Consider the following 13906-nt stretch of genomic DNA (forward strand, 5'->3'; position numbering starts at 1 on the left):
TATAAGTAATACTATTTAAAAATACTTCTGCTCTAATGCATTCTCTTCCATTTGAATGGGCTGTAAATATTTTATTTCTGGAAAAAAATAATACTCTTCTGCATTATACAAAGCAAAAAAGTAGGAATACGCGAGAAATAAGGAGAGCGCTGTATGTTATTTGACATGATTACAGAGCGTTCCAACATGTTCAACTGTTATAACAACTTCATCACCAGCATGTAAAAAGCGAGGTGGTTTAAATCCCTTTCCAACTCCTGCTGGTGTTCCAGTCGCAATAATATCTCCTGGCTCTAACGTCATTCCTTTACTTACAATTGATATAATTTCCTCAACTGAAAACATCATGTTTGCCGTTGTAGAAGATTGACGTACTTCCCCGTTCACCTTCGTTTCAATATGAAGCGCATTCGGATTAGCAATCATTGAGCGATGTACAATAGCGGGTCCCATTGGACAAAACGTGTCAAAGCTTTTCCCAAGAAAAAATTGCTTATGCTTTTTCTGAATATCTCGAGCTGTAACATCATTTATAACCGTATAACCAAACACGTAATCAAGGGCTTTTTCCTTTTGGATTTCCTTTCCACGCTTTCCAATCACAACGGCGAGCTCACCTTCATAATCAAGTTCACTCGTAGCATGCGGATGACTATTAATCTTATCACCATCACAAATCACAGTTGTTGGAGCTTTTGTAAAAATAATAATATTTTCCGGAACTGCTTCCGCCCCGTCCATTTCGATTGCATGCTCACGATAATTTTTCCCAACACAAAGAATATTTTTTCTTGGCCTTGGAATAGGAGCTAATACCTTAACTTCCGATAATGGATAATAAGCATCCTTGCAATTTTCTTTTGCCCATTCGACAATCTCAATTACTTTTGTAATAAAGGGTTCCCCCTGGTCGATACACTCTAGCATTGTAATGGGAATCGTAATTTTTTCTCCTTTTTTCCTCTGTGCTTCTCTGACATGCAACACTGTTTGTGATGTCTCATCTACAACACCAACAAACACTTTTTCATCTGCTTTTACTGTCACAAACCGCATATTTCCACACCCCATCTTCAAACTCGTACTGTAATTGTATTCGTACCTACTAATGAAAATCCTCCTAAAAATATTTTATTTTACAATATTCTATCTATTCTCCGTGCAATCAAAATGCTTTTTTGCCAAAATATGTAGAATCCTTTCTTCTTTTATCGAAGGTGTTTCTTTTTTATGGAAAGTTTGTATAATATGTACTAAAGATACTCTTAAAATCTATAAGGAGACGGAGCCGATTCTATGTTTGAGCAAGCAATTGAAAAAAAACGTGAAAAAATGAAATACTTGGCCAAACGTTATGGAATGACATCTCAAAAAACAGTTAGTTGTAGCCAAGAGCTGGACAGGCTCTTAAATGTTATATTACTCATACAAATAGATGATATGTCAACTCAAAATATAGACGTACACTCCCGCTGAGTGTACGTTTTTATTTTTAAAATAACAGACACATATTTGCCCAAACGCCCATACAATAATAGAGTAAAACTTTGATCATAGGAATTCGGTCTAAAAAGAGAAAAATACAAAAACTTTTAACATGAAGGGTGTTTTCTATGCCTGCAATGGTTGGACACATTAATATTGTTAATATCGGATCGAGCGGTGTATTGCATATTGGAGATGTATTTGCCATTCGTCCCATTAGTTATTCTCGCGCATTTGCAGGAGCAGGTTCTTTTAATGTTGGAGAAAGTGTATCAATTTACAATTACGAAAACACTACAAATGTAAATGATTCTGATGTAATCGATCAACCAATCACTGCTACTTATTAAAAGGGGGGAATAAAAATTGGATTTGTATGTACAGCAAAGTATTATTATTAACAATATAAGAATTGAGAACCTTACAACCTCAGCCGTCTTTCAAATTGGAAGTGCAGGAAGTATTAAAACATTGTCAAAGTTCTCTAATACAGGTGGATTTACACAACCAACCCCGCCGCTAACAGCTCCAGGACAAATTATTTCGATTTCCCCTGCCCCTCCTAGTTCTTCTTAACATACTAATATCATAGACATATACCAATATACCCTCCAGATCAAAAAGGAGGCTTCTAGCAGTGAGTCAAGATATATACATTTACTTACAGCAACTACAACAGTGCATTCAACAACAACAAGAAAAAATAAATGCTTTAGAAACACAACTAGCACAGCTAACAGAACAAATGGAAGAACTGAAACAACGGCCGTCCTCTTCAATTGGGAAAGTCGAATACAAATTTGATCAGCTAAAAGTCGAAACTTTAAGTGGTACATTAAATATCGGTTTAAATCCATTTACGAGCAAAGGAGAAATAATTGAAGACTTTAATGTTGAAACTGAAACATTAAAGGTAAATCCTGAAACCCAAGTAAATCCCGATTTTTATCAAGACATCATTCAAGAAATGCACCGCTATTTAGACGAAGAAGCGTATAGTCGCATTCTTCATTTTGAGCAAGAAGAACGAACACCTCTCGATGATATGTACCGTCAAATGATGATCGATGATATAAAGAAACAAATGGAACATCGTCTCCCATACTATTTATCTCAAGTACAGCCACATCCAGAGATTACATCTAATCCACAATATATGAAAAGTGTCATTATACAAGCAATGAAACAAGATATTGATAAAGCATTCCTTGCCTTTATTCAGCATATACCACGTAACTTTCGAAAGGAGTAAATGCATATGAATTTTACTGTTATTAATCACGAAATCAAAGTAGGAACCATTACATCCCTTGGGGTATCTTCGTCTGCTTTATTCTTAGTAGGCGATGCAAACTTAATTATTGCATCTTCTATTTTAGATACACCATTTGAATCTGTAACAGGCGGCCCATTTGTACCACTCGTAACCGCTGTGCCTTCAACTCCTAGATAAGGAGGACTCGTTATGCGACATATTTCCGTTGTCCATCAGCCTTCTGTTACTACACTAGGACTTAGTTCTATTATTCAAATTGGCGATACGAACCATATGGAATTAAAAAATAGAACACTTGCTGTTCAACGCGAAATCCCTTACTTTTTGGCCCAAGAAGGAAGATGGGAAGAATATGAAATATTTGTTGATGACGAAATCACGATTCCAACTCGTATAAACGAGGTAAAAATGAATGTCATTAACAAAAACCCCTTTATCGAAGTAAACTGCGTTGCTATTCAAAGTATGCTAAACGCTTCTTGTTTTCACATTGGATCTATTGATTATGTATTTTCAAACTCACGCACTTTCCAAATTCGCCACTTTGTTACAGAAGAACCTTTCGCAAAATAAATCATATAGTACCATAAAAGGAATTTGAAGTAGGTGAAAACATGCCGTCTATTGTCGGGAACTTAGTCGTTCAAAATAGTAACGGTTCTTTTAACTTAGGAGACTTCTATAATGTATCTCCGAAGGAAAATACGAAAGCTTATAATGGATCCGGTTCATCAAATGTTGCTTTTGTCCTTAATACATTTAACGGTGTAAGCGGTACAAATACATTTGATTCAGATGTAGCTGATCAAGATCAAATCGGAACAGCATAATGAAAAAACGGAGGGAATTCCTCCGTTTTTTGTTTCTTGTCCACTCAAAGTTTATAACTACCGCTTTTGGCCCCATCTTTAAACTCTTATTGAAAGTTTCATCTTATTTTACTTGCAACACGTGGCTGCCATCAAAGAAGTATAAATACGTTTCTTTTACTGGTTGATGCAAACTTTTCTCAAGTGCTTTACGATAAAGTTTCAGCTGCACTTTGTAACGTTCTTCTAACGTTGATTTCGCTTGTTCAAATCCACCTGGGAAACGACCCTCAATTGTATCTGTTTTAAAATCAATTAAAACGATACCATCCTCTTCTTCAATCATACAATCAATAACACCTTGAACAAGGATTGATTCATCTTGCTCATCTTTCCAATCTTGATATGCTTCCTCTGCTGATAACATCATCGTAAATGGCACTTCGCGCTCTACATTTTCTGCAGCTAATACACGTTTACCTAATTCTGTTTCAAAAAATGAAACAATTTTTTCCGGTGCTATTTCTTCTGCTTGTTCAAATGTTAAGAGCTCTTTATTCACCATTTCAGCAATTTGTTCCTGAATAGCTTCAATTGTTATTGCTTTTGCTAAGTTTACGTGCTGCATAACGGTATGCACAGCCGTCCCGCGCTCTGCATACGTGAGTCCTTTTTTCTCCATAAAACGCGGACGCGTTTCAATTGGTGCACGAACTCGTTTAATAAACGCAGTATCGCTTCCTTCTTGCGCTTGATAGTTTCGTTTAATTTCCGTAACAGATTGCTTTGCTCGGTGCGTTGCTGCATCTTGGAATCCATATTGCCAAGTTAATCTTTCATACACTTCGTCTTTTTGTTCACTGCACGCCGAAACTGCCTTTTGTTCCCGAAGCGCTTCTAATAGTTCTTGCTTTTCTTCTTTCATTGGCTCCGGTGCCTGTAATCCCGCTCCATCAACTGCTTCTACTTTCCAGTTCGTATCATACTCATATATATCAGTTGGAATACTTCCTTGTCCTATTTCAAGAAGCCTATCACTATCTCTATGTCTACATAACGATGGTGCAATCCAATCTAAGTAGCAAGTTGCCCCGGCACGTACATAATCCGGCAATAACCAGTCTGTATGCTCACGTGCATCGAGCCATTTTTGCATTTCTTTTTCTTTATCTTTTACTGTCCCGATTAAAATAAGCTTTTCTTTCGCACGTGTTAAAGCTACATATAACACACGCATTTCCTCTGCAATGAGCTCCATTTTCATTTTCCGCTTAATCGCGAGCTGTGATAATGTCGTATATTTAATACGCTTTTTCGGATCAATAAATTGCGAGCCAAATCCAAAATCTTTATGCAGCAAGAATCGCTTCATCAAATCTTGTGTGTTAAAACGTCGTCCAAGCCCTGCCACAAATACAACTGGGAATTCCAGCCCCTTACTTTTATGAATAGTCATAATCCGAACAACATCCTCTTGTTCTCCGAGAGCACGCGCTGTCCCCATATCATCACCGCGTTCTAAAATACGTTCAATAAAACGTAAGAAGCGGAATAAACCGCGAAATGAAGTCGCTTCATATTGACGAGCACGATCATATAACACACGCAAGTTTGCTTGACGCTGCTTGCCAGCAGGAAGGCCGCCTACAAAGTCATAATAGCCTGTTTCACGATACACTTTCCAAATTAAATCAGAGAGCGACTGCTGGCGAGCGAATTCACGCCAAACTTGCAAATGTTCATAAAACCATAACACCTTCTCATGCAATTCCTTCTCTTCTTCTAGCGGCGCACCTTGTAAGAAAGAACGCATCACTTCATAAAACGAACCTTTCTTCTCGTAAGTACGTAACATCGCAAGCTCTTCGTCTGTTAATCCAACAATAGGTGAACGAAGAACAGCCGCTAACGGAATGTCTTGCGCCGGATTATCAATCACACGAAATAGATTCATCATAATATTGACTTCCGTCGCTTCAAAATATCCAGTCGAAAGCTCTGCATAAACAGGAATACCTTGTTGTTTCAGCTCTTCCATAATTTGCGGCGCCCATGGCATAGAGCGCAGTAAAATAACAAAATCACGGTAAGTAACTGGGCGCATGCCATTTGTTTTTCGGTCATACACTTCATAACCAGAATCGACCATTGCCTTTATTCTTTGTGCAATAAGGCGTGCTTCTAATTGCGCCTTTTCTAATTCCACCCCTTCCTCTTCATCCACCGCTTCGCTATCAGATTGATGAATAAATAACAGCTCTGCTGATGTATCCGCTCCTTCTGGATAACTCGCTCCAAGCTTCAACTCAGCGTCTTCATCATAATCAATTTCTCCGACAGCTTCGCCCATAATTTGTTTAAAAATAAAATTTGTCCCTGCTAGTACTTCATGACGACTGCGGAAGTTTTTGGCTAAATCAATTTTCATGCCGCCATCTATGCCTTCAGATGTAAAGCGTCTATATTTCCCTAAAAATAGCCCTGGTTCCGCTAAACGGAAGCGATAAATACTTTGCTTCACATCGCCGACCATAAATAAATTGCCGTCTTGCTCAGAGTCTTTTGTTACTAGTTTAATAATGGATTCTTGTACAAAGTTTGTGTCTTGATACTCATCGACAAGCACTTCTGCAAATTTATTGCGATATTGCCACGCAACTGGTGATGGGCACATCTCTCCCTCACTCGAACGTTCACTTAAGATTTGCAAGCAAAAATGCTCTAAATCTGTAAAATCAACCATTCCTTTATCACGCTTAATCGCTTGGAATTGTTCTGTAAATACTTTTACAAGATCAACAAGCTTTTGTAGTACGGGATGCATATCTTGAAAATCACGTAAAAAGCTTTCCGGACTTCTGCTAAACAGTTCTTCCTGTAATTTCTTTACTTCATCCTTTGCTTTATTACGTAAAGAATCAACTTGTTTCACAATCTCTTCATTATAATCACTCTTCTTAATACGCTTTAACGTTTGCCAAGAGGCATTTTGCATCGCTTCGTATATGCTTGTCCAAGATTCATTCGTTGCCCCAGACAAGTTCTCAATTAAAAGAAGATCAGCTTGCAGCGTTTCAACGCGCGGTGCTGGACCATCCGGTAACATCGCAAGTTCGATTGCTTTTTCTACATATTGCTTTGCTGTTTGCAGCTGAACCTTTACATCTTCCAATAAATACGAAGCATACATAAGATCTTCAATTGTTTTTCCTTCTACATCATAGGCTTCAACTAATTTATCAAGCCAACCGTTTGGATCTGGATGTGCTCTAGATTCTGTATGGAGCGCTAAAATCATACGCTGCAGGTCATCATCACTACGGTCGCTCGTATAACGATCAACAAGTTCAAAAAACACCTCATTCTGCTGCATACCGTACTCTGCTTCTAATATGTCATCCAGTACTTCTTCTTTTAATAATTCATTCTCCGTTTCATTCGCAATGCGAAAGCGCGGATCAATATCGAGCATATAATAATACGTTCGAATCACTTGTAAGCAGAAAGAATGAATTGTTGAAATGGATGCCCGGTTAAGCAGACTGAGCTGCTTTCGGATATGCGGCGAAGCTGGATCATCGATTAATACTTTTTCTAACGCTTCACCAATTCGATTTTTCATCTCTTGTGCCGCTGCATTTGTAAATGTCACAACAAGTAAACGATCGACATCAATTGGATTGTCCTCCCGAATCATTTTACGAATAATCCGTTCAACAAGTACCGCCGTTTTTCCCGACCCGGCTGCAGCTGCTACTAAAATATCGCGTCCATCAGCAACGATCGCTTTCCACTGATCATCGGTCCACTGACTTCCTTCCGGTTTTGCTGGCCAAGTTTGTATCATGACTTGGTCTCCTCTCTCATCTTCTCTAACGCTTCACTATCTTTCATATCTTGTAATGCTCTGTATTTATTATCTTCTAACGACTCATCAAATTGACAAACCGAGCGGAAATTACAAAACGTACATGCTGTTTTATTCCCCATTTTATACGGTGCAATATCGATGACACCTTCTGTAATATCTGTCCCGATGTTTTCAAATGTACGATGTACATATTGTTGCAGTACATCAAATTCTTGTTCACTCGCAATATCAGAACGTGCGCTAAAGCTGCCATCTTTTTTCAGGCCAGCTGAAATAATATTAGAGCTTCCTGATGTTAATGTGTTATCCATTAACCGAACAACATCAGCATCTCCAAGGACAAGCCCTTTCATTTTAAATTTCTTTAAAATCTCTTGTTCAATTTCAATGTCTGAAACATCGCCCTTCATTTCAACAATTGGGTTATGAATATGGAAATAAAGTACCCCTGCAGGATTAGCAGTTCCACCTTGTTTCATCCATTTGCCTGCGTTTGTTGTGACAACATCTAAATACGTAAGCATCTGCAGAGCTAAGCCGTAATATACTTCCGTTAAATCTAGTTTTTTCGCGCTTGATTTATAATCAATAATACGTAAAAACGTTCCGGTTTCATCTTCTGCTTTATCAACGCGGTCAATTCGCCCGACTACTTCCATTTTCACACCATTTGGTAGTTCAAAATTCATAGGCGGCAATGAATTTGTTCCGCCCATCCCAAATCCGACTTCTAAATCAACAGGTACAAATCCGCTTGACTTTGCATGCTCTCTTAACACAAGTGAAGTACGGAAAATAATTTGCTGCAATTTATGTTTTAAATAATGATGACGATTGGAGCTTAATAAAATTTGACGCTGCAGAAGCGGTGCTAATTCTTCAATCACTGTGACAGAAAGATATTCACACTCTTTTACTGTTAAATCGGCCCAAGTACGTTTTTCTTTCAATAGCTTATCAGCAATTTTTTTCAAAGCTGCATGGAACAGTTCGCCAATATCTGGTGCATCTAATTTAAAAATATCACGTTCTTTCAAAGATAATCCATGCTGCGCAAAATGAGCATACGAGCAGCGATTAAAGAGTTCCATACGCGATACGCTGCCTCTAATTTTGTCACCATATAACTCCCGGCTTACAGCATCACTTAATTTACGCGCTCGATTCCGATAAAATAAACTCGATAACACACGGCTGCTCTTCTGTTTCCATTCTGGCGACGTAACATAAAAATTGTATACATCCCACCAAAAAGAAAGATTGCCTTCAAAACCGTAACGTTTCCAGTTTTGCAATTGCTGCGTTAAATAGGAAAGTGTCACTTCTGGCGTTGCCACATATGAAATTTGCTCACGCGATGACAGATCATTTACATCATTCGTTATAAATATTTCGCCTGCTGAAGGAAACATTCTTTTCATCTTCTTTATGAAGCTAGATGCTAGTAACGTTTTCCCTTCTTCATCTGCAAGCGGACAAGAAATATATAACTTCTCCGATGCTCTAGTAACGGCTTGATAAATGACAAATTGTTCATCTAATAACTTTTGGCGTGCTGTTGGTGCAAGTTCTATTCCAGCTGAAACAAGCACTTCTCGTTCTTCATCGGATAATACACCATCATCTGATGGCGCCGCTGGAATAATCCCTTCATTTGCTCCAATCACAAATGCTGCCCGAATGTTAGAAAGACGAGAACGGTCAATGTTTGCAATTAAAACTTGATCTAACGACGGCGGAATATTAGCAAACTGGAGTGATTCTAGCCCTGTCGTCATAACATTTACAAACATAGAAAGAGACATTTTCTCTTCTCCGAGCATTTCAACGCACGTATCAAGAAGCGTAATTACTTGTTCCCATACTTGATCATGATCGTTCGCAAATAAGAAGTTTCCTTCTTCTTCGGCTCGCAAACGTAAATCTTCTAATTTTTTCGGAACGTCTAGTTCTTCTAAAAATAAATAGACTGCTTCGCACATGCTCATTGTCGCCCTTGCTCGTTTTAATCGCTTTTGCAAACGAATGATAGGTGTGCGAACAATCTCACGAAGACGATTAATCTTTTCTTCCATTTCTCGTTCGCTGTCTGTTTGGCCGCCATGTACACCATCTAATGAGCGGTAACGACGATATGTCCATGGTTCTTCCGAAGTCCATCGTTTCCCTTGTACCCCATATGCTAAACAGTAGTTTTCAAATTCGTCCATTTCATCACGTATTCTCGCTTTATTTACATCTAACGGGTACAACAGTTCGGTTTTTACACAGCGAAATACCGCATCGTAACGCCAATTTCCACTAATGACTTCTAAGGCTGAACGAATTAGCTCAATTAATGGATGATGAAGCATCGGGCGTTTTTCATCAATAAAGAATGGGATATTATAATCAACAAACAACGTCTTAATCATATCGTAATAGCTTTCACCATTGCGAAGTAGAACAGATATGTCGCGATAACGATAGCCTTCCTCTGCTACTAACCTACGAATTTCGCGCGCAACGCCTTCCACCTCTGCCCGTAAATTAGCCGCAGAATATAGCGTAATCTGTGATTCTCCTTGAAACTCTGCATACGGACGAGAATCATAATGCGCTTCTAAATGCGCAAGTGCCCTTGACACAAAGCGCGGTTGTTCTCTCATTATAATTGTATTTTCAATAATGATTTTCTCTTCCCTAGCTACTTGCTTTACTTTTTCATATGTTATAAGCGTCTGGTAAAACAAATCTAGCTCATTTGCTGGCTGTGATAGCGTTTGTTCATCAAGCGTTAATGCAATTGTCATTCTTGCCCCGCATCTTAATAGTTGCCTTACAATTTCTAACTCTTGCGGTGAAAATGTATGAAATCCATCAATATAAATGATGCTATCTTTCACATACTCTGAATGCGGAAGTTTTTCAAATAAAAGCTGCATGTAATCTTCAGAATCTAAGTATTTTCCAATTAACGCTCGCTCAAAATCATCATATAGAAGCTGTAAGTCATACATTTTATTTGCTAGCAATTTCTGTTCATTTCCGCTGCTATGAGCGTCTAACTCTTGCCACATTGCATACACATTTGACGGCGTTAAATTGTAGCGTTTAAATTCAGTAATCATACTGCCAAGCTGTTCAAAAAATCCGTTTTGCTCCGCTGCTTTTTGGAAGACATATAACTCTTCTTTACGCGCCTCCACAATTTTACGAAGCAACATATGCACACCAGATTCATCAATATGAAGGCGGCTTGCTCCTCCCACTTCCTGAAGAACCTTCCACGCTAAACGTGAGAAACTAAACACTTGCGCACGAATGGAGCCGCTCACGTCCCCATTAATTAATGCTTGCTGCGTTTGGAATGTCATCTGTTCTGGCACAAGATATAAAATGGTTTCACCTTTTGGACGATGCTGCAAATCCTGTTGTACTTCTTGCAAGCACTGTGTACTCTTTCCACTTCCAGCTCGTCCTATAATAAATCGAAGTGACATGTAAACCCGCCTTTCTGTAAATGAAACTCTGTCAATCAAGATATATCCGAAAAAGAAGGTAATCCGAAATTTCGAATTACCCCTTAGAGAAATTTGTTTGTACTTCATTGATTGGCCAGTAGCGCAAATCAACTTTTCCTACAACTTGTTCTATTTTTACAAATCCGAAGTAACGACTATCCCAGCTTCCTAGACGATTATCTCCAAGCACAAAGATAAATCCTTTCGGAACAACTTTTTCGTCTGTTAACTCTTCTAGAGTAAAATCTCCTGTTAGCTGTCGTCCATGAGTTTGCTTTTTATATACATCTAAATACGGTTCTTCAATAAATTTTCCGTTAATATATAGTTTATCATGTTTATATGAAATTTTGTCCCCTGGCAGACCAATAATTCGCTTCACATAATCTTCCTGTTTATTTGCATGAAAGACAACAACATCAAAACGGTTTAACTCACTAAACTGATAACCAACTTTGTTTACAATCAGCATGTTACCATCTTGAAGTGTAGGCATCATCGATTTTCCTTCCACAACATACGTTGCAAAGAAAAAAGTGCGGAAAAATACAGCTAATAAAATACCTATAAAAATGGTTCTCATCCACTCTTTGCTTTCGTTTTTCCACTTTCGCATCATCATGCCACTTCCCTTCAGCTTTTATCCGGCACTAACGGACAGTACCTCACCTCAAAATTCAGTGAAAACAAAGAACATAGGTGGGGGATCACTCCCCATAAGAGCCCGATTGATGAGAGCTTTCTATCAATAGAGCACGAAGCCCCCACTGATAAAAGTCTCACCTTATATAACAGGGATGCACTCACTTGTGAAGTCTAGTCTCTACTTAATTCAAGTTTTACTTCAATTTTCTTTCCGACATACCATAAAATAAAAATGACACCTAATACGATAGCTGTTTTTACTGGCTTATACATAAAAGATGCAAGGTCATAACCAATGTAACTTAACACGAAAATCATCACAAGTTTACCAAGTGAAAGTGCTAAAACAAATTGCCGCTTACTAATACGCGACAAACCTGCTACAACATTGATAAGTGCTGATGGTGTAAACGGAAAACAAAATAAAAGAAAAATAGGTGCAAATCCTTTTCGTTCCATCCACGCCATCGCACTGCGTACTCGCGAATGCTTATTTACAAAAGCAAAAAAACGACTTCTTCCAAAACGACGAATGATAAAAAACACTAGCAATGCTCCTATACATGAACCGAGCCATGAATAAAAAAATCCAAGCCATAATCCAAAAGCAACTGCATTTGCCATAACAAATAAAAAGAGCGGCAAAACTGGAATAAACGCTTCAATCATCGGAAGGCCAATTCCAATTAACGGACCAAATGCCTGATAGCTTTCTAACAAGCGCTCCATATTTTCTATTGTGAAATATTCTTTGATTGTTTGAAAATCCATTCTACTATGTACCCCTTTACCTCGCTCTAACGGGCTTCTGAATAGAGAAGATATTAGATTTCCTGTAAGAGCCCGATTGGTGCGAACTTTTCATCAATGAGAAAAACATTTCTTAATAGAAGCTTCATTTTTATCTTTTCCTGTTATTACTTTACCATTATTAAACAACAAGGGGAAATAGCATATATGACAACTAGATATATATTTATTTTCCATATTTTCAAGAAAAAATCCTGTTTCAAATAACTAAAAAAGGATGGCAAATGCCATCCTTTTTTACACTATGATCTATAAGATTATAGTTTTACAACGTTTTTAGCTTGAGGTCCACGGTTACCGTCTTCTACTTCAAAGCTAACTTTTTCGCCTTCTTCTAAAGATTTGAAACCTTCAGTTGTGATAGCAGAGAAATGTACGAATACATCGTTTTCGCCTGGAACTTCGATGAAACCGAAACCTTTTTCATTGTTAAACCATTTTACTTGACCTGTTTTCATAATAACTTCCTCCTAGGAAATAAATATATTTTGTAGTTTTCACAACATAAAAAAAGAATCCACACATTATCAAATGCGAAACAGAACACATACACAATTTCCTCGCTAGTTTCACGGCACTTGATAATATATGGATTGCTTGATTTAGGTATTCAACTATACATTTACTATACCATATAAAAAAAGAATATACAACATAATTTACAAGAACAAAAAAATATAAAGTAAAACTTCCATCAGTGGGGGTTTTCTTCACCCCCTCACTGATGGAAAGCCCGCCCAATCGACGCAGGCCAGCAGTTATCCTCCTCTTATCTTCTGTAGAAAAGCGGAAGCGGCTCGCCCAAAATCGCAGGACGCCCGCGAATAGCAGGATAAAAACTCTCATTATCATTAATATGTTTCCTATGTATGAATAAGAAAAAGGACTATTTTCCTTTTTCTTATTCCCAATATAATCAATCTTCTTTTTTCAACAGATACATTTTCTCATATGCTGGTTTTAACTCTAAAACCTCATTTTGATTGACCAGTAAAAATTTCGGCTCTGCTTGTTTTCTTTTTCTATCTTCAAATTCTGCACGCAGCTGTGCAGTTCTGTTTCTCTGATTTTCAAAGCTGTTTTTAGATACTTCTAGTTTAATTGTCTGACCATTTATGAATTCAATGAGAATATTTCCATGTGGAAGTTTTGTCACACTTTCAATATGAAAATGAGATAACCAGGCACATTCTTTGCGAGAATAAGAAAACGTGGGGAAAAAATAAATATGGTCTGTAGGACTAATTGCAATTGGTGCTTTATGCGTAAAACCTGTGTACTCTTTCGTGCCGTCTTTCCGCCCGCCAAAGCTAGCTCCATATTGACGACAGCTTTGCTCCACAATCTCAAGTGGTTTTTGATACACAAAAAACTCATCACTTTCTTCAATCACACGCGTCACAATTCGTTTATCTTTCAAAACAATTGGAAGTAGTGCAATCGTCTTTGAATTAATAATGTACTGTGAGGTATACTTTTCCGCTTCACTAGTCATCGTTCTTCTCTC

The 13906-nt window shown here is 37.9% G+C and carries 14 protein-coding genes; 7 read left to right on the plus strand and 7 right to left on the minus strand.

Features of this window, described 5'->3' with window-relative positions; genetic code table 11:
- Positions 1 to 156: 156 nt before the first annotated feature.
- Complete coding sequence (locus AB1279_RS18430) at positions 157 to 1056, minus strand: fumarylacetoacetate hydrolase family protein (RefSeq protein WP_429760248.1); 900 nt, start codon at positions 1054 to 1056, stop codon at positions 157 to 159.
- A 240-nt stretch (positions 1057 to 1296) separates the two neighbouring features.
- Between AB1279_RS18430 and AB1279_RS18435 the strand changes: the two genes are divergently transcribed.
- The 7 genes from AB1279_RS18435 (at position 1297) to AB1279_RS18465 (ending at position 3591) form a co-directional block, all read left to right on the plus strand.
- Positions 1297 to 1476 carry an aspartyl-phosphate phosphatase Spo0E family protein gene (locus AB1279_RS18435; protein WP_429760249.1) on the plus strand — a complete coding sequence of 60 codons (180 nt, stop codon included), beginning with the start codon at positions 1297 to 1299 and terminating at the stop codon, positions 1474 to 1476.
- 137 nt (positions 1477 to 1613) lie between these two features.
- Complete coding sequence (locus tag AB1279_RS18440) at positions 1614 to 1835, plus strand: spore germination protein (protein WP_336483556.1); 222 nt, start codon at positions 1614 to 1616, stop codon at positions 1833 to 1835.
- A 16-nt stretch (positions 1836 to 1851) separates the two neighbouring features.
- Positions 1852 to 2061, plus strand: a complete 210-nt coding sequence (locus AB1279_RS18445) for a spore germination protein GerPB (RefSeq protein ID WP_429751475.1) — start codon at positions 1852 to 1854, stop codon at positions 2059 to 2061.
- A 61-nt stretch (positions 2062 to 2122) separates the two neighbouring features.
- Positions 2123 to 2737 (plus strand): spore germination protein GerPC, encoded by a 615-nt coding sequence (locus AB1279_RS18450; protein ID WP_429760251.1) that lies wholly within the window; start codon positions 2123 to 2125, stop codon positions 2735 to 2737.
- Between the two features lie 6 nt (positions 2738 to 2743).
- Positions 2744 to 2938 (plus strand): spore gernimation protein GerPD, encoded by a 195-nt coding sequence (locus tag AB1279_RS18455; RefSeq protein WP_429760253.1) that lies wholly within the window; start codon positions 2744 to 2746, stop codon positions 2936 to 2938.
- Between the two features lie 12 nt (positions 2939 to 2950).
- Positions 2951 to 3334 carry a spore germination protein GerPE gene (locus tag AB1279_RS18460; protein WP_429760254.1) on the plus strand — a complete coding sequence of 128 codons (384 nt, stop codon included), beginning with the start codon at positions 2951 to 2953 and terminating at the stop codon, positions 3332 to 3334.
- 41 nt (positions 3335 to 3375) lie between these two features.
- The gene (locus AB1279_RS18465; RefSeq protein WP_336483561.1) at positions 3376 to 3591 is read left to right on the plus strand and encodes a spore germination protein; all 216 of its coding nucleotides are present in this window, start codon (positions 3376 to 3378) and stop codon (positions 3589 to 3591) included.
- A 103-nt stretch (positions 3592 to 3694) separates the two neighbouring features.
- On the opposite strand, the gene addA is transcribed toward AB1279_RS18465, so the two are convergent.
- The 6 genes from addA to AB1279_RS18495 all read right to left on the minus strand — a co-directional run bounded on the left by addA (position 3695) and on the right by AB1279_RS18495 (position 13894).
- Positions 3695 to 7417 (minus strand): helicase-exonuclease AddAB subunit AddA, encoded by a 3723-nt coding sequence (gene addA / locus AB1279_RS18470; protein ID WP_429760256.1) that lies wholly within the window; start codon positions 7415 to 7417, stop codon positions 3695 to 3697.
- A complete protein-coding gene (gene addB / locus AB1279_RS18475) occupies positions 7414 to 10923 on the minus strand; it encodes a helicase-exonuclease AddAB subunit AddB (protein ID WP_429760258.1) in 3510 nt (1169 codons plus the stop codon). The genes addA and addB overlap by 4 nt, the downstream gene beginning before the upstream one ends.
- Positions 10924 to 10999: 76 nt before the next feature.
- Positions 11000 to 11563: a signal peptidase I gene (gene lepB / locus AB1279_RS18480; protein WP_336483565.1), complete on the minus strand. Its 564-nt coding sequence runs from the start codon at positions 11561 to 11563 to the stop codon at positions 11000 to 11002.
- Between the two features lie 197 nt (positions 11564 to 11760).
- A complete protein-coding gene (locus AB1279_RS18485; protein ID WP_429760260.1) occupies positions 11761 to 12360 on the minus strand; it encodes a TVP38/TMEM64 family protein in 600 nt (199 codons plus the stop codon).
- A 296-nt stretch (positions 12361 to 12656) separates the two neighbouring features.
- Complete coding sequence (locus AB1279_RS18490) at positions 12657 to 12857, minus strand: cold-shock protein (protein WP_020059863.1); 201 nt, start codon at positions 12855 to 12857, stop codon at positions 12657 to 12659.
- A gap of 458 nt (positions 12858 to 13315) precedes the next feature.
- A complete protein-coding gene (locus AB1279_RS18495) occupies positions 13316 to 13894 on the minus strand; it encodes a competence protein ComK (protein ID WP_336483567.1) in 579 nt (192 codons plus the stop codon).
- Between the last annotated feature and the right edge of the window lie 12 nt (positions 13895 to 13906).

This window comes from Bacillus sp. S14(2024), from assembly GCF_050473785.1.
Taxonomy (GTDB): domain Bacteria; phylum Bacillota; class Bacilli; order Bacillales; family Bacillaceae_G; genus Bacillus_A; species Bacillus_A yunxiaonensis.

What these genes read in the sequence shown, in the direction of transcription:
- AB1279_RS18465 (WP_336483561.1), top strand. Translation starts at nt 3,376, where the DNA reads ATGCCGTCTATTGTCGGGAACTTAGTCGTTCAAAATAGTAACGGTTCT.
- AB1279_RS18440 (WP_336483556.1), top strand. Translation starts at nt 1,614, where the DNA reads ATGCCTGCAATGGTTGGACACATTAATATTGTTAATATCGGATCGAGC.
- addB (WP_429760258.1), bottom strand. Translation starts at nt 10,923, where the DNA reads ATGTCACTTCGATTTATTATAGGACGAGCTGGAAGTGGAAAGAGTACA.
- AB1279_RS18435 (WP_429760249.1), top strand. Translation starts at nt 1,297, where the DNA reads ATGTTTGAGCAAGCAATTGAAAAAAAACGTGAAAAAATGAAATACTTG.
- AB1279_RS18455 (WP_429760253.1), top strand. Translation starts at nt 2,744, where the DNA reads ATGAATTTTACTGTTATTAATCACGAAATCAAAGTAGGAACCATTACA.
- lepB (WP_336483565.1), bottom strand. Translation starts at nt 11,563, where the DNA reads ATGATGCGAAAGTGGAAAAACGAAAGCAAAGAGTGGATGAGAACCATT.
- AB1279_RS18490 (WP_020059863.1), bottom strand. Translation starts at nt 12,857, where the DNA reads ATGAAAACAGGTCAAGTAAAATGGTTTAACAATGAAAAAGGTTTCGGT.
- AB1279_RS18430 (WP_429760248.1), bottom strand. Translation starts at nt 1,056, where the DNA reads ATGCGGTTTGTGACAGTAAAAGCAGATGAAAAAGTGTTTGTTGGTGTT.
- AB1279_RS18485 (WP_429760260.1), bottom strand. Translation starts at nt 12,360, where the DNA reads ATGGATTTTCAAACAATCAAAGAATATTTCACAATAGAAAATATGGAG.
- AB1279_RS18460 (WP_429760254.1), top strand. Translation starts at nt 2,951, where the DNA reads ATGCGACATATTTCCGTTGTCCATCAGCCTTCTGTTACTACACTAGGA.
- AB1279_RS18495 (WP_336483567.1), bottom strand. Translation starts at nt 13,894, where the DNA reads ATGACTAGTGAAGCGGAAAAGTATACCTCACAGTACATTATTAATTCA.
- addA (WP_429760256.1), bottom strand. Translation starts at nt 7,417, where the DNA reads ATGATACAAACTTGGCCAGCAAAACCGGAAGGAAGTCAGTGGACCGAT.